Below are 18,017 nucleotides of genomic sequence, written 5' to 3'. Positions count from 1 at the left end.
GTCTTTTTCCGCAAGACTAGCGGCGATGGCGCGATCCGGGAAGGACCGCCTTGGGCGTCGGCAATGAAATGCTACTTGCCCTTGCGGCGGCGTTCCACCTTGCGCTTGACCTTGCCCGACCTGGCACGCGACTGCCCCGGCTTGCGCCGGACCGGGCCGCCGCGCCGGGCCGAGGCGCCGCCGGGCATCGGTCCGCCCTCCACCTCCAGCAGTTCCAGCATCAGCCCGCCGGTCACCGGCACAGCCTCGGCCAGCCGCACGGTCACCCGCTGCCCGACCGACAGCGTCATGCCGGTATCGGCCCCCATAAGGGTTTGCGTGCGGGCGTCGTAATGAAAGAACTCCCGCCCCAGCGTGCGGATCGGGATCAGACCATCCGCCCCCGTCTCATCCAGCCGCACGAAGCAGCCAAAGCGCGTGACGCCGCTGATCCTCCCTGCGAATTCGTTGCCGACCCGGTCGGCGAGATAGGCGGCCAGATAGCGGTCGGTCGTATCGCGTTCCGCCGCCATCGACCGCCGCTCGGTTTCCGAGATATGTTCGGCGGTTTCCTTCAGCGTCTGGGTATCCTGCGCCGACAGCCCGTCCTTGCCCCAGTCGTGGCCCGAAATCAGTGCGCGATGCACGATCAGGTCGGAATAGCGACGGATGGGCGAGGTGAAATGGGCGTAGTTCTTCAGCGCAAGGCCGAAATGGCCGAAATTCTCCGGCGCGTAATAGGCCTGCGTCATGGACCGCAGGGTGGTGACGTTCATCAACTCATCGAAATCGGTCCCCTCGGCCTGCGCCAGCAGCCGGTTGAGGTGTTCGGTGCGAAGGACCTGCCCCTTGGCGAGCGTAAAGCCCGATGCCTCCGCCACCTCGCGCAGCGCGTCAAGCTTTTCGGGGCTCGGCTCCTCATGCACGCGGAACAGAAGCGGGCGGCGCAGGCGCACGAGTTCCTCGGCCGCCGCGACATTGGCGAGGATCATGAATTCCTCGATCAGGCGGTGCGCGTCCAGCCGGTCGCGGAAGGCCACGGATTTCACCCGCCCGTCCTCGGTCAGCTCGATCCGCCGTTCGGGCAGGTCGAGGTCAAGCGGCTGGCGCATCACGCGTTCGGTCTTCGTCGCCTCATAGGCGGCGTAAAGCGGGGCGATCACGTCCTCCATGATCGCGGCGCAGCGGTCGTTCGGGCGGCCGTCCTGCGCCTCCTGCACCTCGGTGTAATTCAGGCTGGCGACCGATTTGATCATCGCCCGCGTGAAGCGGTGGGACATCTTGCGGCCCTTGGCATCAAGCTTCATCCGCACGGCGATCACCGCCCGCGCCACGCCTTCGTGCAGCGAACAAAGGTCGCCCGACAGCCGGTCGGGCAGCATCGGCACGACACGGTCTGGGAAATAGGTGGAATTGCCCCGGTGCCGCGCCTCGCGGTCCAGCGCCGAACCGGGGGTGACGTAATGGGCCACATCGGCGATGGCGACCCAGACGATATGGCCGCCCTCATTCTTCGGGTCGTCGTCGGGCTGGGCATAGCAGGCGTCGTCATGGTCGCGCGCATCGGCGGGGTCGATGGTGACGAAGGGCATCGCGCGCAGATCCTCGCGCTGCTCCAGTCCCGCGGGCTTCATCGCGTCGGATTCGGCGATCACGTCATCGGGGAAATCGTCGGGGATGCCGTGCTGATGGATCGCGATCAGCGAGACGGCTTTGGGGGCGGAGGGATCGCCCAGCCGCTCCATGATCCGCGCCTTTGGCAGGCCCATGCGGCCCTTCGGCCCGGCCTGCTCGGCCTCGACCAGTTCCCCGTCCTTGGCGCCCAGCGTCGCGTCACCGGCGACCTGCCATTCCTTGTCCGCACCCTTGTCGATCGGCACGATCCGCCCGCCCTCCGTCGCCTTGCGGAAGATGCCGAGGATCTTGTGCGGGTTGGTGCCGATCTTGCGGATCAGCCGCGCCTCATACTGGTAATCCTCGCCCCTGACCTCGTTGACGCGGGCAAGGATGCGGTCGCCTTCCGCCACCGGGGCATCGGCCTTGCGCGGCTGGAAAAGGACACGCGGTTCCGGCGCCTCGCCCTGCCATTCCATCGGGCGGGCGAACTGATCGCCGCTCCGGTCGGGCGGCAGGATCATCAGGATCGTCACGGGGGGCAGCTTTTCGGGGTCGCGGTAGGACTTGCGGCGACGTTCCAGCGTGCCTTCGCCCTCAAGCTCCTTCAACACGCGCTTCAACTCGATCCGGTCCGCGCCCTTGATCCCGAAGGCCTTGGCGATGTCGCGCTTGGCGGTCAGGCCGGGATTGTCGGCGATCCAGTCGAGGATTTCGGTTTTTGAGGGAATGCGCGCCATGGCCGATCCGTATCATGGGGCGCGGGGGCCGTCATCCCGATAACGTGTCAGAGCGTCCTGAACATGTCGCGATGCACGATGCCTGCGTCAAGGTATTCATCCCCCTCGGCGGTGAAACCCAGCCGTTCGTAGAAAGAGAGCGCGTTGATCTGGGCGCTCAGCTTGACCTTGCCGATTGCCGGGTTCGCCGCGAATTCCCGCACCGCCGCCTCGATCAGCCGCGCGCCGATGCCCTTGCCGCGCATCTCGGCCAGCACGCAGACGCGGCCGATCTTGCCGCTGTCGCCACTGACCAGCAGTCGCGCCGTTCCGACCGCCCGGCCATCGACCCTTGCCAGCAGATGCACCGCGCCCGCGTCGCGGCCGTCAACCTCATCCGCTTCGGGGACGTTCTGTTCCTCGATAAAGACGGTGCGGCGAAGCGCCTGACAGGTTGCAAGGTCTTCGGTGACGGCAATCTCGACGCTCATGCGAAATAGTCCTTCAGGATGCGGGCGTAGACCGCCTTCAGCTGTTCGATCTGCGCCACCTCGACGCATTCATCCACCTGATGCATGGTCCGCCCGACAAGGCCGAATTCCACCACCGGGCAGTGATCCTTGACGAAGCGGGCATCCGAGGTGCCGCCCGAGGTGGACAGGACCGGCGCCACACCCGTTTCCGCCTTCACCGCGCCCGCGACGAGGTCGACAAAGGGGCCGGGCGGGGTCACGAAGCTTTCCCCCGACACCTGCATGTCGAAGGTGAAGGTGACGCCGGTCGCGGCGGTGACGCCCCCTGCCTCGGCCCTCAGCCAGTCGATAAGGCTGGCAGAGCTATGGGCATCGTTGAAGCGGATATTGACCATGGCGCGGGCCTTGGCGGGGATCACGTTATTGGCCGTGTTGGCGCAGTCGATCCCGGTGATGGCAAGCGTCGAGGGGTCGAAATGCGCGGTCCCGTCATCCAGCGGTTCCGCCGTCAGGCGGGCGAGCCAGTCGACCAGCGCGTGAAGCGGGTTCTTCGCCCGGTGCGGATAGGCGGAATGGCCCTGCATGCCGGTCGCCTCGACATAGGCGGTCATCGACCCGCGTCGGCCGATCTTCATCATCTCGCCCATCGTCTCGGGGCAGGTCGGCTCCCCCACCAGGCAGACGCTCATCGCTTCGCCGTGGTTTGCCATCCAGTCGAGGATCGCGCGGGTGCCGTCGCGGCCGGGGCCTTCCTCATCCCCGGTGACGGTCAGGATCACCGCGCCATCGGGCGGTGTCATGCGGACGAAATCGACGGCGGCGGCGGCAAAGGCCGCGACGCCGGATTTCATGTCTGTCGCGCCGCGCCCCCAAAGGATGCCACCCTCGATCGCGCCGCCGAAGGGATCGTGCGACCAGGCCGCCGCATCGCCCACCGGCACGACATCTGTATGTCCGTTGAAGCCGAAGCTGCGCGCGGCACCTTTCGCGCCCCAGCGGGCAAAAAGGTTGGACACCCCGCCACGGTCCGCGCGGTGGCAGTCGAACCCGGCGGACGAAAGAAGACCCTCCAGCAGCACCAGCGCCCCGCCCTCGTCAGGGGTGACGCTTTGGCAGCGGATCAGATCGGCGGTCAGGGCGACGGGATCGACGGGTTTGGTCACGCGGGTCTCCTTGGGCCGGTTGGGGTCAGCGTTACAGGCTTCGCCGCCCGCCCGCAATCGGCGCAAGGGCTGTTGCGCGCGCGCCACCCTTTCGGGCGCGGATGGGGCCGGGGGTGCGGGAAAGGCTTAACAGCCGCGACCGGGGCGATCTAGACTCCCCCCCAACAAGAACCGAGGCAGGCAAAGACGGGACGACCCCGAAAACGGGGCGCGACCGGGAAGGCAGGAAAGGGGCGGCCATCGTGCCGCTTCCTGCGCTTTGCAGGCCTCCCACGGTCGGGGGCAGAGATGATGACACGCAACCGCGGAACTGCGGCCGGGCGGCTGCCGGGGGACGCCGGATGAGTTGGCGGGCCTTTCGCGATGCCGATGGCGCCGCCCGCCGGATCGGCGCGGCGCCCGAGGGGCAGCTGCGTCAGGGGACGCTTCTGCTGTCTTTCGATACCGGGGCGCTGGAAGGGGCCTATGGGCCGATCCTGCGCGTCGGCCCGCGGCTTGAGCCGAAGCGGATCTTCGCCATCGACCGGCGCCGCGACGGGGACCTGTCGCTTTTGATCTGCGACGGGGCCGAGGTCAGCCATATCTCCACCGTCCCGCGCGGCAGCGGCGGGACCACGATCCTTGCCTATCTCTGGCGCTGCGATACCGAAACCGCGATCCTGGCGACGCTGTCGGGCGAGGGGCGCATCGTGCGCCGTCACGGCCATGGCCCGGTGCCTGCCATCGGCGCCGACCAGATCGCGGCGCTCTTTACCTCACGCCACGGGGTTCTGCGTCACCCGGCGATCCGGGCCATGGCGCTGGCCGATCACCTGATGCCGGTCGGCCCGATGCCCGGCCTTCTGGCCGGTTCGCTGGTCGCGGCCCCCGAAGGGCCGCGCTCGATCGAGACGCTGCGCCCCGGTGACCCGGTCCTGACCGCCGACGGGCGCTGGACCCCGGTCCTGTGGCAGGGGCGGGCGGAACTGCCCGTCGTGCCGGGGCTTCGGCCCGTGCGGCTGCGGGCGCCCTATCACGGCCTTGACCATGACCTTGTCACCTTGCCCGACCAGTTGATCCAGATCGGTGGGGAGGCGGTCGACCAACCCTTCGCGCGCGACCGCATTCTTGTGCGCGCGCGCGACCTGATCGACGGTGAAAGCGTGGTCGAAGATCCGGTGCGCACCGCGACGCTGCATGCGCATTCCGTGATCCTGAGCGAACCTGCGGCCTTCAATGCCTCGGGCCTCTGGGTCGAAAGCCTGCCAACCGCCGGCCTTATGCGTCAGCCCTCTTTCGCGGCGCTGTCGGTCTGCCCCGACCTGACGGCGATCGCGCGCCCGACCGGTACGCAACCCCGCCGGGCGCGTATCCTCGCGCCCTATGAGATTGCCCACCTGAACCGCCAGCGCGCCGGGCGCAACGCCCCGGTCGCGCACTGAGGGCTCAGAGGTCGAAGGTCGCGAAAACCGGCGCGTGGTCGGAGGGCTGTTCCCACCCCCGCGCCGCGCGCAACACGCGGCTGCCATGGCCCGCATTGGCGATGTCCGGCGTCGCCCAGACATGGTCCAGCCGCCGCCCCTTGTCCGCCGCGTCCCAGTCGGCGGCACGGTAGGACCACCAGCTGTAAAGCAACCCCTCGGGAATGTCCTTGCGGGTGATGTCCACCCAGCGCCCGGCCTCTTGCGTCTGGCCGAGATGTTCGACCTCTACCGGCGTGTGGCTGACGATCTTCAGAAGCTGCTTGTGGCTCCAGACGTCATCCTCGCGCGGGGCGATGTTCAGATCGCCCACAAGGATCGCGCGTTCCGGGCGTTCCGCGTGGAAATGGTCGCGCATGGCGGTAAGGTAATCAAGCTTCTGGCCGAACTTCACGTTCTGGTCGCGGTCGGGAATGTCGCCGCCCGCCGGGACATAGAAATTGTGGATGGTGACGCCGTTCCCAAGCCGCCCGGCAACGTGACGGGCATGGCCGAGATCGACGAAATCATGCGCGGCCACCTCTTCCATCGGCAGCTTCGACAGGATCGCAACGCCGTTATAGCCCTTCTGCCCGCGCGCCACCATGTGGGGATAGCCAAGCGCGCGAAAGCCCTCCACCGGGATCTTTTCCACCGGCGATTTGCATTCCTGAAGGCACAGCACGTCGGGCGCTTCCTCGCTCATCAGCCGTTGCACCAGCCCTTCGCGCAGGCGGACAGAGTTGATGTTCCAGGTCGCGATCGTGAATGCCATGCCGGTTCTCCTTGATGAGGCGGGACCATAGCCCCTTGGACCTGTGGCGGCAACGCGCCCATCACACAAGCGTGGGGATCAAGCATGTGGCAGTCCCGACCCAAGATCGCTATGTCTGAACGAAGCCACGTCTTCAAGGATCAGTCATGATGAGCCGTTTTCTGCGCCCCCTTGTCCTGTCCATCGGCCTTGCCCTGCCCATGGGTCACGTCGCCGCCGCCGATGCCCGCCCGCTTGCCGCGGAAGAGGCGGCATCGCTTGACAAGGCCGCGTCCTCTTACCTGCGTGCGGTGGAACGTGGCGACGCGGAAAGGATCGTCGCCGCCCTGCCGCCGCGCATCCTGACCGTCTTCGGCGCCGCCGCCGGGATCGAGGCGGGCAAGCTGAACAAGACGCTGGTCGAACAGACCGCGCAACTGATGAAGGCGACGAGCTTTCGCAATGTCGCCGCCTCGGGCGAGGTGCCGGATGCGGGCGACGCGACGCTGGACGACGGGACCGAGGTGGTCTGGGCGATCCTGAAGACCAGCTTTGTCACCGAAACGGACGGCAAGGCGACGCAGAACTGGCAGCCGCTTCTGTCGCTGCATGAAGGCGGGCAGTGGTATTTCCTGCGCGTCGAGGGGCCGCAAAGCAAGAAGCTGGCCGCGATCGCCTATCCGTTCCTGACGGAGATCAACTTCCCGTCGGCCGCCAGCTCCCCCGTCAAATGAAAAAAAGGCCGGGCGCGAGGCCCGGCCAGTCCAACAGGGAGGATGCCGCGTCATGACCCCGGCGCGGCAAGGGGATTCTGTCCCTATGCCACCAGACGATAGCCGCCCGATTCGGTCACAAGAAGGCGGGCATTGGACGGATCCGGTTCTATTTTCTGGCGAAGCCGGTAGATATGCGTCTCAAGCGTGTGGGTCGTGACACCGGCGTTATAGCCCCAGACCTCATGCAGCAGCACATCGCGCGGCACCACGCCTTCCGACGCGCGGTAAAGGAACTTGAGGATATTCGTCTCCTTCTCCGTCAGCCGGATTTTCCGTTCCTTTTCGTCGATCAGCATCTTCATCGCGGGCTTGAACGTATAGGGGCCAAGCTGAAAGATAGCGTCCTCGGACTGTTCATGGGTGCGAAGCTGCGCGCGGATGCGGGCCAGAAGCACCGGGAACTTGAAGGGTTTTGAGATATAGTCGTTCGCCCCGGCATCAAGGCCAAGGATCGTGTCGGCGTCGCTGTCATGGCCGGTCAGCATCAGGACCGGGCATTTCACGCCCTGCTTGCGCATCTTCTTGCACAGCTCGCGCCCGTCCATGTCCGGCAGGCCGACATCGAGAATGACAAGGTCGAAGACCCCTGCCTTCACCTTGTCGATCCCCTCATGGCCGTCCCCGGCCTCGAACACATCGAAATCCTCGGTCAGGACGAGTTGCTCCGCCAACGCCTCGCGCAGGTCCGCGTCGTCGTCGACAAGCAGGATTTTCTTAAGGTTGGCCATAACATCTGCCTCCGTTCCTGTGGCGGACATGTGATCGGATCGCGGAAGCGGCAAGAGATGTGACCTTGCGTTCACGCCGACGTGTCGGATTTGCGGGGAATGTTTCAATTTGCTTCGCCCGCCGCTATTTAATGCCTCAACCGCGCGGGGACCACGATGACACTTGGACCGGACATTGCCGAACGTATGAACCGGGCCAGGGCCGACCTGCGCGCGGGCGTGCCTGTCGTGCTGACCGATCCGGCGGGCGATGCGCTGGTCTTCGCGGCCGAGACGGTCGGTCCGGGGCGCCTGACGACGGCCGAGGGGATCGGGCCGCTGATCCTTGCCATCACCAACCGCCGGGCCGAGACGCTGAGGACCCCCGCCTATGACGGCGATCTGGCGCGGGTCGCGGTTCCGGCGGGTGCCGGCGCGGGCTGGGTCCGCGCCGTTGCCGACCCGGCCAGCGACCTTGACGCGCCGATGAAGGGGCCGTTTCGCCATGTCAGGACCGGCAGCGCGGCAGTGGCGCGGGCGGCGATCGGGCTGGTCAAATCCGCCCGCCTTCTACCCGCCGCCGTGATCCTGCCGCATGAGGGTGCGCTGGCCCTTGCCATGACCGAAGGGCTGACGGTGCTGTCGGGGCCAGAGGTTCTGGCGGCGCTGGGCGCGCCCGTGGCCCTGCATCCGGTCGTCCATGCCCGCCTGCCGATGTCGGTCTCAGAGGCCGGGCGGCTGCATGTCTTCCGCCCCGAGGACGGGGGCGAGGAACACTATGCCGTCGAAATCGGCCAGCCCGCGCGCGACCGCCCGGTGCTGGCGCGGCTGCATTCGGCCTGTTTCACGGGCGACCTGCTCGGCAGCCTGAAATGCGACTGCGGCCCGCAACTGCGCGGCGCGCTGGCGCAGATGGCGGCGGAGGGGGCGGGGGTGCTGCTGTACCTCAACCAGGAGGGGCGCGGGATCGGGCTTGCCAACAAGATGCGGGCCTATTCGCTTCAGGATCAGGGTTTCGACACGGTCGAGGCGAACCACCGGCTGGGCTTCGAGGATGATGAACGTGACTTTCGTCTGGGTGCCGCGATCCTGCGACGGATGGGGTTCGGCGCCGTCCGGCTTCTGACCAACAACCCGGCCAAGATCCGTATGATGGAGGCGAACGGGATCGAGGTGGCGGAGCGTGTCCCCCTCAAGGTCGGCAAGACGGCGCATAACGCGGGCTATCTGGCGACGAAGGCCGCGAAGTCTGGGCATCTGCTGTGACCGGGGCCACGCCCTGATCGGCCCTTATGGCATTTCGGGTTTGAACTTGTTTCGTTCGAATTCTGATACTTGCACTCTCAACGAAAACCCGAAACGCTTTAGCCGTAATCGCGCGCCCCGAAGATGGCGGACCCCACGCGGACATGGGTCGCACCATGGGCGATGGCGACCTCGAAATCCGCGCTCATCCCCATCGACAGGCCGGCCAGGCCGTTGCGTGCGGCGATCCCGGACAGCATGGCGAAATGCGGGGCGGAGTCTTCCCCTTCCGGCGGGATGCACATCAGCCCGGCCAGCGGCAGGCCCAGGCTGCGGCAGGTTGCGATGAAGGCATCCGTGTCGGCAGGCAGGACACCGGCCTTTTGCGGCTCTTCCCCGGTGTTGACCTGAACGAACAGCTCCGGGCAGGTCCCGCGCGTGTCGGCAAGGCGGGCGAGCTTTTCGGCCAGCGAGGGGCGGTCGAGCGTATGGATCGCGTCGAAAAGATCGACGGCCACCTTGGCCTTGTTGGTCTGCAAGGGGCCGATCATGTGCAGTTCGACCTTGCCGAACCGTTCCCGTAGCGCGGGCCATTTCCCGGCGGCTTCCTGCACATAGTTTTCGCCGAACACCCGCTGACCCTGTTCCAGAACCGCCTCGACCCGTGGCAACGGCTGCACCTTTGAGACGGCGATCAGCGTGACGGAGCCGCCCGCGCGCCCGGCATCCTGTTCGGCCCTGCGTATCCGGGCGAGAATATCGTCAAGCGGCATGGTCCCCTCCTGCTCTTGCCCGTCAGACATAGACGGAGGCGGGCCAAAAAGAAAAGAGCGGGCTTTCGCCCGCTCTTTCCCTGGACCTTGATCGAAAGATCAGAAGTCGAAGCGAACACCGAGGCCAGCGACGGTGTCTTTGGCGTAGGTGCGGTGGATGTCGGCCGCGAGGCGGGCGCCACCCAGATCGTAGTCAAGGCCCAGACCGTACGCGGTGTCGGTCATGCCGGCGCCGAAGTTCGGGTTGTCCCAGTTGGAGACGTAGGCTTTGTAGGTGATCGCACCCTGGGTGTAGTTGCCGTACAGGGTGACCTGCTCGCCTTCATCCAGGCCGGTGCCGTTGGTGAAGTCGCCGTTGTCGAAGTACAGGATACCGACATTGGCGTCCGAGTTGATCGCGTATTCGGCACCGAGGAAGTACTGATCGTTGCCGTCAACATAGGCACCGTTCTGAACGGCAGCGGCCGACACGGTGATCTGACCGAAGGTGTAGTCGAGCGAGATGCCGGTTTCAGCCTTCACACCAACCGGCAGCGTGGAGCTTTTCACGGTCTGGTCGGGGTTGATGTACGACAGACGAACGTTGAAGTCGCCAACCGAGTAGGACGCCATGATGCCCATACGGTTGGATTCGTCGTTCGCGGGGGTGTAGAGGCAGGTGCCGGTGGAGCAGTCGATGCCGTCGCCGTAGGGGCCCGAATTGTAGGCCAGGAACGCACCCTGCGGGTCGCCGGCGCCACGGTCGGTGTAGCCGATTTCCGAGTTGTACATCAGAGCGGCCGAGTCATAGGCGGTGTTGGAGTTACCGACTTCGACGCGGATCCCTTCATACGAAACGTAGAGCATCGCCGGGGCGGTGTTGGTCGTCGCGTTGCCTTCGTCGTACTGAAGACGGACGCGGCCACCGAAGGTGACGCCCGAATCGGTTTCGACCGAACCGTCGATGTTCAGGCGCATACGCATGTCGACGGTGGTCTTGCTCATGCCGACGGCGGCGCCGTCGTTGTAGTTCAGACCGAAGCGGCCGTAGCCGGAAACGGTAACGTCCGCAGCCGCAGCGCCGGCGAGGCCGATCAGCGCGGTGGAAGCGAGAAGGAGCTTTTTCATTTCGTTTTCCCTCGTTGTGTCAAAGGTAGGCCCAACTCAGGGGAATCCGAATTGGGTATGGCCCTCTATTTCCATCTGCCGACCGCGCAATGCAACGGAAACGGCCGGTGCTTCGGGAAGATCGCCCATGATGGTGCGTTCTTGCCACAGTCCGCATGGCGCCTCACGGACCGCCCCATACGCGCAATACGCGCGCGCGGCAAAAAACCTTGTCCGCCTCGGGGCGCTCGGCTAGACAGCGGAAGAGGCAACGGGGGACTATGGGCATGAAGGTTCGGACGATCGTGCGCGGCGCAATCTTGGGCGGTCTTGTCGCCTTGCTTTCCGGTTGCGGCGGAATCGGCTCGGGCGACAGCGGCCTGTTCGGGCGCAAGAACCGCACGACGAGCGCGACCCAGTTCCAGGAACAGGATCAGTCGAAATACGCCGGGACCCGCGAAATGCGCGACCAGCGCGGCAAGAGCAGGATCTGGGAGCTGTTCACCTCGCCCGATGCCAATGAAACCGTGGCGGTCAACAAGTACCTCTGGCAGGCGTCGAAGGAAGTGTTGAACTTCCTGCCGGTGCAGTCGGTCGATCCGTTCTCGGGCGTGCTGGTCACGGGCTACGGCACGCCGCCGGGCGGCGGGCGCGCCTATCGCGCCACCGTCTATGTCACCGATCCGGCGCTGGACGCGCGATCGCTGAAGGTCGCGCTGGCCACAAAGGGCGGGCCGGTCGATGCCGCTACCCAGCGCGCGGTCGAGGACGCGATCCTGACCCGCGCCCGGCAGTTGCGCGTTCAGGACGCCAATCTCTGATCCATCCGGCGCCGTCGCTCCGGGCTGGACGCGGCGGAAGGCCTCTGTATAACCACCGGGCCACCGCCCGAGGGATGAATGATGTCGCGTTACGACCCCGCCGTGATCGAACCGAAATGGCAGAAGGCCTGGGACAAGGCCGGGTGCTTCACCGTCCGCCACGATCCGAACCGGCCGAAATACTATGTGCTTGAGATGTTTCCCTACCCCTCGGGGCGCATCCATATCGGCCATGTGCGCAACTACACGATGGGCGACGTCGTGGCGCGCTACAAATCCTCATGCGGGTTTTCGGTCCTGCATCCGATGGGCTGGGACGCCTTCGGGATGCCCGCCGAAAACGCGGCGATGGAACGCGGCGGCCATCCGAAGGACTGGACCTACGGCAACATCGCGGTGATGCGCGACCAGATGAAGCCCTTGGGCCTGTCGATCGACTGGAGCCGCGAATTCGCCACCTGCGACCCGGACTATTACGGCCAGCAGCAGTCGATGTTCATCGACTTCATGGAAAAGGGCCTCGTCTACCGCAAGAACGCCGTGGTGAACTGGGACCCTGTCGACATGACGGTGTTGGCGAACGAACAGGTGATCGACGGCAAGGGCTGGCGTTCAGGCGCCGAGGTTGAGCGGCGCGAGCTTACGCAGTGGTTCTTCAAGATCTCGGACTTCGCCGAGGATCTGCTTGAGGCGATCGACGGGCTGGACAAGTGGCCCGAGAAGGTCCGCACCATGCAGCGCAACTGGATCGGCAAGAGCCGGGGCCTCCAGATGGGCTGGGACCTGACCGCTCCGCATGGCGGCTTTGATCGGATCGAGGTCTATACGACGCGGCCCGACACGCTGATGGGGGCGTCCTTCCTTGGCATCTCTCCCGACCACCCGCTGGCCCGCGCGCTTGAGGCCGAGCGGCCCGAGGTCGCGGCCTTCTGCGCCGAGGCGCGCAAGGGCGGCACGACGGAAGAGGCCGTCGAAACGGCCGAGAAGCTGGGCTTCGACACCGGGCTGACGGTGAAGCATCCGCTTGATCCGACTTGGGAAATCCCGGTCTGGATCGCGAATTTCATCCTGATGGATTACGGCACCGGCGCGATCTTCGGCTGCCCCGGCCATGATCAGAGGGACCACGATTTCTGCCGCAAATACGGGCTGCCCATCGTCGATACCTTCCTGCCGATGGAAGGCGATTGGGACATCGGCGCGGAACCCTTCGTGCCGCTGAAATCGGAGGGTGTCCGCTACACGCGCGGCTTCGCGGGGGATGAGGTGCAGACCGGCGACGCGGCCGTCGATGCCGCCATCGCCCATGCCGAGGCGGCGGGCTACGGCACCGGCGTCACCAAGTTCCGCCTGCGCGACTGGGGCCTTAGCCGCCAGCGCTACTGGGGCTGCCCGATCCCGGTCGTCCATTGCGAGGCCTGCGGCGTGGTGCCGGAGAAGAAGGAAAACCTGCCCGTCGAACTGCCCGACGATGTGAGTTTCGACAAGCCCGGCAACCCGCTTGACCGTCACCCGACCTGGCGCGAGGTGGCCTGCCCCGCCTGCGGCAAGCCCGCGAAGCGTGAGACGGACACGATGGACACCTTCGTCGATTCGTCCTGGTACTACGCCCGCTTCACCGCGCCGCACGCCAAGACGCCGACGGATATGGATGAGGCGAAATACTGGATGAACGTCGATCAGTATATCGGCGGCATCGAACACGCGATCCTGCACCTGCTTTATTCCCGCTTCTTCGCCCGCGCGATGCATATCTGCGGCCACCTGCCCGCCGGAGCGATCGAGCCTTTCGACGCGCTCTTTACGCAAGGCATGGTGACGCATGAGATCTACGAAGTTCCATATCACATCGTTGATGGTCGAGAGGTCCTCGGACACTCGCCGATAAACTCCGATATCCCGACGCGATACCGATATTTGTACCCTGAGGAAGTAGTGGTCTTCACCTATGACGGCGCGCGCCACGCGCTGCTCAGAAGCGAAGTGGATGCTGCGGGAATCGATAAGTTAAATCCCGACGCATTGATCAACTTCAAGACTTCACAGAAGCACACGCGAGTTGAAGTTCGGCCGCCGACCAAGATGTCGAAGTCGAAAAAGAACGTCGTCGACCCGATGGACATCATCGCCCGCTATGGCGCCGATACCGCGCGCTGGTTCGTGATGTCCGACAGCCCCCCGGAACGTGACGTGGAATGGACCGCCGCCGGGGCCGACGCCACGCAGAAGCACCTTGCCCGGGTCTGGCGCCTTGCCTCGGAAATCGGCGAAAAGCCCGGCGCCGCCGCCGAGGACGAAGCACTTCTGAAGGCCATGCACCGCGCCATTGCCGACGTGACGCAGGGGATCGAGGGCTTTGCCTTCAACAAGGCGGTGGCGAAGCTTTACGAATTCACCAACACCTTCGCGAAATCCAATGCCTCGCAAGACGCCCGGCGTCAGGCGATGCGCACGCTCGCGCAACTCATGTCGCCCATGGTCCCGCACCTGGCCGAGGATATCTGGGCGATGACGGGCGGCGAAGGGCTGGTCGCCAAGGCGCCGTGGCCCAGGGCGGATGAGGCGATGCTGGCCGAGGATAACGTGACCCTGCCGATCCAGATCAACGGCAAGCGGCGCGCGGAAATCAGCGTTCCGAAAGATATGCCGCCGGCAGAGGTTGAAAAGATCGTGCTGGCCGACGAAGCTGTGGTCAAGGCGCTGGCCGGGGCCGCGCCGAAAAAGCTCATCGTCGTGCCGGGGCGCATCGTCAATGTCGTCATCTGACCGCCGCATCTTCCTGTCCCTTCTGGCCGCGCTGCCGCTTGCGGCTTGCGGCTTTACGCCCGCCTATGGCCCCTCGGGTCCGGCGCGGGGGCTTCTGGGCCGGGTGCGGGTGGACGATCCTGACGACAAGCTGAGCTTCGATCTGGTCGCGAGGCTTGAAGAACGGCTGGGCCGGACCCGGACGCCCGTCTTCCTGCTGTCCTATGAGATTTCCACCCGTGAACAGGGGCAGGCGATCGCGCCCGACAACTCCATCACGCGCTATCAGCTTTTCGGCTCTGCCGATTACACGATGCGCGATGCGGCGACGGGCGCCGTCCTGACCAAGGGCCGCGTCGACGGGTTCACTGCCTTCTCTGCCATCGGGAACCGGGTCGAATCGAAAGCCTCACGCGCGGATGCCGGGCTGCGGCTGATGCAGATCCTTGCCGACCGGATCGTGACCGACTTGATCGCCACCTCCGGCCGCTGGAACACCCCATGAAGCTTGGCGGTGCCGCCGCGCTGAAGTTCTTCGCCAGGCCCGAGACGGACCGCGCCGGGCTTCTGATCCACGGCAGCGATGCGATGCGGGTGGCGTTGCGGCGGCAAGAGGTGATCGCGGCCCTGATCGGCCCGGAGGGCGAGGCCGAGATGCGCCTGACCCGCATGTCGGGCGGCGATCTGCGCAAGGACCCGGCACTGGTCAGCGATGCGCTCAGGGCGCAGGGGTTCTTTCCCGGCGCGCGGGTGGCCTTCGTCGAAGAGGCGGGCGACGGCATCGCCCCGGTCCTGAAAAACGCGCTGGCCGACTGGACACCCGGCGACGCGATGCTGATCGTCACCGCCGGGACGCTGACCAAGGCCTCGGCGTTGAAGAAGGCCTTCGAGGATCATCCCAACGCCTATGCCGTCGCGATCTATGACGACCCGCCGGGGCGGGAGGAGATTGAGGCGACCCTGTCGAAGGCCGGTATCACCCAGGTGCCAGGTGAGGCGATGACGGACCTTCTGGCCCTTGCGCGCGAGCTTGACCCCGGCGACTTCCGCCAGACGGTCGAGAAGCTTGCGCTTTACAAGTTCGGCGACACGACGCCGGTGACCCCTGCCGACATCGCCGCCGTCGCCCCAGCCACGATCGAGGCGGCGGTCGATGACGTGCTGAACGCGGCGGCCGAGGCACGCACGGCCGAGATCGGCCCCCTGATGCGGCGGCTGGAAGGGCAGGGCGTGGCGCCGGTCACGCTTTGCATCGGTGCGACGCGCCATTTCCGCGCGCTGCATGCCGCCGCCGCCGCCCCCGGTGGCGCGGCCGAAGGCATCGCGCGGCTGCGCCCGCCGATCTTCGGCCCGCGCCGCGACCGGATGCTGCGGCAGGCGCAGGGCTGGGGGATGCACCGGCTTGAACAGGCGCTGGGCCTGCTGACCGATACCGACCTGCAACTCCGCTCCTCCTCCCGCGCGCCGGCGATGGCGGTGATGGAACGGGCGCTGATCCGTCTGGCGATGCTGGGCCGGCGATAGGGCGCCCGCCCGCGCAGTTGGGGCTTGCACCTTCGCGCGCCAGGTGGCTTCGTTGTTTGGTAGGCAGCGGGAGTTGAGCGCCGTGTATACCGTGATCGGAACCGTCAAAAGCCGCGCCGCGCGGGTGCTGTGGATGCTTGAGGAGCTTGAGCTTCCCTTCGAACACGTCCCCGCCCCGCCGCGATCCGAAGGCGTCACCGCCTTCAACCCGGCCGGAAAGGTCCCAGTCCTGATCGAGGACGGCACGCCGATCACCGATTCCACCGCGATCATCCAGTACCTTGCCGACAAGCACGGCCAACTGACCCATCCCGCCGGGACCTTGCAGCGGGCGCGGCAGGACAGCCTGACGCAGTTCCTGCTGGATGAGTTCGACGCAAACCTCTGGACCGCCGCGCGCCACAGCTTCGTCCTGCCCGAGGAGTTGCGCCATTCCGCCATCAAGAACACGCTGCGCTGGGAGTTCGAGCAAAGCCAGAAGACGCTGGTTCACAGGATGGGCGAGGGGCCGTTCATCATGGGCGACCGGATGACGGTGCCGGACATCATCCTGACCCATTGCGGCAACTGGGCGCTGGCGGCGAAATTCCCCATCGTCGAACATCGCCTGACCGAATACCTCACCCGGATGCGCGCCCGCCCGGCCTTCATTCGCGCCATGGCACGCTAAAGCGTATTGGGTTTACGTTGAGAAGGTAAGTATCGGAATTCGAACGAAATAAGTTCGAACTCCGATTCAGTGTAAACACGAAATGCTATAGGCGGCCGCGCGCCCGGCCCAGCGGCCGGTGGCAAGGCAGGCGGTCAGCAGGTAGCCGCCGGTCGGCGCGTCCCAATCCAGCATCTCGCCGCAGGCAAAGACGCCCGGCAGGGCGCGCAGTTCCAGATCCGGCGTCAGCGCGTCCCAGGCGATCCCCCCGGCGGAAGAAATCGCCTCCTCCAGCGGTCGCGGGCCGGTCAGGGGAACGCGCAGCGCCTTGAGGATCGCGGCCAGTGCCGCGGGATCGGCGGGCAGGGGACGCGCCCATTCCTGCAACAGCGCGATCTGCACCGGGCCAAGGCCCACGGCCTTGCGAAGCCGGTTGGCGAGCGTGTCCTTGGCGCTGCTTCGTTTTAGGCGCCGGGCAACCTCCTCCGCCGCCAGATCGGGCGCCAGATCGAGGGTCAGCGCCGCCCCCGCCCGCAGCGCCGGGCCGAGCGTATAGATGCCGCCGCCTTCAAACCCCTGCTGGGACAGCACTAACTCCCCCCGCGTTACCTGACCGCCCGCGCTCAGCGCGACCGATTTCAGAGGCTGGCCGAAATGACGCGCCATATGCGCCGACCAGTCGATGCGCCAGCCGACATTGGAGGGGGCGAAAGGCGTGATCGCCACGCCCTTTTCGGCCAGCCACGGCACCCAGGCGGCGTCCGATCCAAGACGCGGCCAGCTTGCCCCGCCGGTGGCGAGGATCACCCTGCGCGCCACGATCCGCCGCGGGCCGTCGGGCGTGTCGAAGGCAAAACCGCCCCCCGCGAACCCCGTCCAGCGCCAGCGGCGGCGCAGCACCACCCCCAGCCCGTCCAACTGCGCCAGCCAGGCCCGGAGCAGCGGCGAGGCCTTCATCCCGACCGGAAACACCCGGCCGGTGGAGCCGGTGAACAGATCGACCCCAAGCCCGCGCGCGAACTCCATCACATCGACGGGTCCGAACGCTTCGATCATCGGCGCCAGTTGCGGCGCGTCGTAGCGCGACAGGAACAGCGCCGGGTCTTCATCCCGCGTGATGTTCAGCCCCGATTTCCCCGCCATCAGGAACTTGCGCGCCGGGCTTGGCTTTGCCTCCATAACCGTCACGGAACGTCCCGCGCGCGCGAGTTCGCCCGCCGCCATCAGCCCGGCAGGACCGGCGCCGATCACCAGCGCGTCGATGCTGTCTGTCGCTGTCATCGCGTCCTTCCCGCCCATGCCCTGTCTCTGGCAAGAAAGCCCCGTCGCGGCAAGGGCGCATGGCCCGCGCTTGCAATGCAGTTGCATCGCCTCTATCGAAGATCGCGGAAGGTGCGGCCCCGTAGCTCAGGGGATAGAGCGACCGCCTCCTAAGCGGTAGGTCGCAGGTTCGAATCCTGCCGGGGCCGCCATCTTCCGATTTTCTCGTTTATTATCAATGCTCTATTTCTGGTTTACAGAGCGGTTTACAGGGTTTCGTTTTTGTTCCG

General features: G+C 66.1%; 16 protein-coding genes and 1 tRNA gene. 9 read left to right on the top strand and 8 right to left on the bottom strand.

The features are described 5' to 3' along the window. Positions 1-71: 71 nt before the first annotated feature. Genes rnr through dapE form a run of 3 tightly spaced genes read right to left on the bottom strand, consistent with a single transcriptional unit; the run spans position 72 to position 3,948 of the window. Positions 72-2,333, bottom strand: coding sequence for a ribonuclease R (gene rnr, locus LX70_RS19065; protein ID WP_105516388.1), 2,262 nt, complete (start codon positions 2,331-2,333; stop codon positions 72-74). 47 nt (positions 2,334-2,380) lie between these two features. Then, positions 2,381-2,803, bottom strand: a complete 423-nt coding sequence (locus LX70_RS19060; RefSeq protein ID WP_105516387.1) for a GNAT family N-acetyltransferase — start codon at positions 2,801-2,803, stop codon at positions 2,381-2,383. Next, positions 2,800-3,948 carry a succinyl-diaminopimelate desuccinylase gene (gene dapE, locus LX70_RS19055; RefSeq protein WP_105516443.1) on the bottom strand — a complete coding sequence of 383 codons (1,149 nt, stop codon included), beginning with the start codon at positions 3,946-3,948 and terminating at the stop codon, positions 2,800-2,802. Before dapE ends, LX70_RS19060 begins: the two co-directional genes overlap by 4 nt. 341 nt (positions 3,949-4,289) lie before the next feature. On the opposite strand from dapE, the gene LX70_RS19050 reads away from it, so the two are divergent. Continuing rightward, on the top strand, positions 4,290-5,369 hold the full coding sequence (locus LX70_RS19050) for a Hint domain-containing protein (RefSeq protein WP_170076258.1): 1,080 nt from the start codon (positions 4,290-4,292) through the stop codon (positions 5,367-5,369). A 4-nt stretch (positions 5,370-5,373) separates the two neighbouring features. Here the strand turns inward: LX70_RS19050 and LX70_RS19045 are convergent, their stop codons facing one another. Beyond that, positions 5,374-6,162, bottom strand: a complete 789-nt coding sequence (locus LX70_RS19045; RefSeq protein WP_105516385.1) for an exodeoxyribonuclease III — start codon at positions 6,160-6,162, stop codon at positions 5,374-5,376. A 149-nt stretch (positions 6,163-6,311) separates the two neighbouring features. Between LX70_RS19045 and LX70_RS19040 the strand changes: the two genes are divergently transcribed. Continuing rightward, entirely contained in the window at positions 6,312-6,875 is a 564-nt protein-coding gene (locus LX70_RS19040; RefSeq protein WP_146111660.1) for a hypothetical protein, read from the top strand. Between the two features lie 83 nt (positions 6,876-6,958). Here LX70_RS19040 and LX70_RS19035 read toward each other — a convergent pair whose 3' ends face one another. Beyond that, positions 6,959-7,645: a response regulator transcription factor gene (locus LX70_RS19035; protein WP_105516383.1), complete on the bottom strand. Its 687-nt coding sequence runs from the start codon at positions 7,643-7,645 to the stop codon at positions 6,959-6,961. A 156-nt stretch (positions 7,646-7,801) separates the two neighbouring features. Here LX70_RS19035 and ribA point away from each other — a divergent pair, with 156 nt between their 5' ends. Beyond that, positions 7,802-8,890: a GTP cyclohydrolase II gene (gene ribA, locus LX70_RS19030; protein WP_105516382.1), complete on the top strand. Its 1,089-nt coding sequence runs from the start codon at positions 7,802-7,804 to the stop codon at positions 8,888-8,890. 98 nt (positions 8,891-8,988) lie between these two features. On the opposite strand, the gene LX70_RS19025 is transcribed toward ribA, so the two are convergent. After that, on the bottom strand, positions 8,989-9,642 hold the full coding sequence (locus LX70_RS19025; RefSeq protein WP_105516442.1) for a YggS family pyridoxal phosphate-dependent enzyme: 654 nt from the start codon (positions 9,640-9,642) through the stop codon (positions 8,989-8,991). Between the two features lie 99 nt (positions 9,643-9,741). Then, positions 9,742-10,749, bottom strand: coding sequence for a porin (locus tag LX70_RS19020; protein WP_105516381.1), 1,008 nt, complete (start codon positions 10,747-10,749; stop codon positions 9,742-9,744). A gap of 266 nt (positions 10,750-11,015) precedes the next feature. On the opposite strand from LX70_RS19020, the gene LX70_RS19015 reads away from it, so the two are divergent. The 5 genes from LX70_RS19015 to LX70_RS18995 all read left to right on the top strand — a co-directional run bounded on the left by LX70_RS19015 (position 11,016) and on the right by LX70_RS18995 (position 16,488). Continuing rightward, complete coding sequence (locus LX70_RS19015) at positions 11,016-11,549, top strand: DUF3576 domain-containing protein (RefSeq protein WP_105516441.1); 534 nt, start codon at positions 11,016-11,018, stop codon at positions 11,547-11,549. An 81-nt stretch (positions 11,550-11,630) separates the two neighbouring features. Next, positions 11,631-14,315, top strand: coding sequence for a leucine--tRNA ligase (gene leuS, locus LX70_RS19010; protein ID WP_105516440.1), 2,685 nt, complete (start codon positions 11,631-11,633; stop codon positions 14,313-14,315). Continuing rightward, positions 14,302-14,799 carry an LPS assembly lipoprotein LptE gene (gene lptE, locus LX70_RS19005; protein ID WP_105516380.1) on the top strand — a complete coding sequence of 166 codons (498 nt, stop codon included), beginning with the start codon at positions 14,302-14,304 and terminating at the stop codon, positions 14,797-14,799. The genes leuS and lptE overlap by 14 nt, the downstream gene beginning before the upstream one ends. After that, positions 14,796-15,818, top strand: a complete 1,023-nt coding sequence (gene holA / locus LX70_RS19000; protein WP_105516379.1) for a DNA polymerase III subunit delta — start codon at positions 14,796-14,798, stop codon at positions 15,816-15,818. The genes lptE and holA overlap by 4 nt, the downstream gene beginning before the upstream one ends. Positions 15,819-15,900: 82 nt before the next feature. Continuing rightward, positions 15,901-16,488 carry a glutathione S-transferase family protein gene (locus LX70_RS18995; RefSeq protein ID WP_105516378.1) on the top strand — a complete coding sequence of 196 codons (588 nt, stop codon included), beginning with the start codon at positions 15,901-15,903 and terminating at the stop codon, positions 16,486-16,488. 66 nt (positions 16,489-16,554) lie between these two features. On the opposite strand, the gene LX70_RS18990 is transcribed toward LX70_RS18995, so the two are convergent. Next, a complete protein-coding gene (locus LX70_RS18990) occupies positions 16,555-17,730 on the bottom strand; it encodes a TIGR03862 family flavoprotein (RefSeq protein ID WP_105516439.1) in 1,176 nt (391 codons plus the stop codon). 133 nt (positions 17,731-17,863) lie between these two features. Here LX70_RS18990 and LX70_RS18985 point away from each other — a divergent pair. Continuing rightward, positions 17,864-17,939: transfer RNA gene (locus tag LX70_RS18985), tRNA-Arg, on the top strand. The last annotated feature ends 78 nt before the right edge of the window (positions 17,940-18,017 follow it).

This window comes from Albidovulum denitrificans (assembly GCF_002973535.1).
Classification (GTDB): domain Bacteria; phylum Pseudomonadota; class Alphaproteobacteria; order Rhodobacterales; family Rhodobacteraceae; genus Albidovulum; species Albidovulum denitrificans.
The sequence above is the reverse complement of the archived record's forward strand: the minus strand, read 5'-3'. Positions and strand labels throughout refer to the sequence as shown.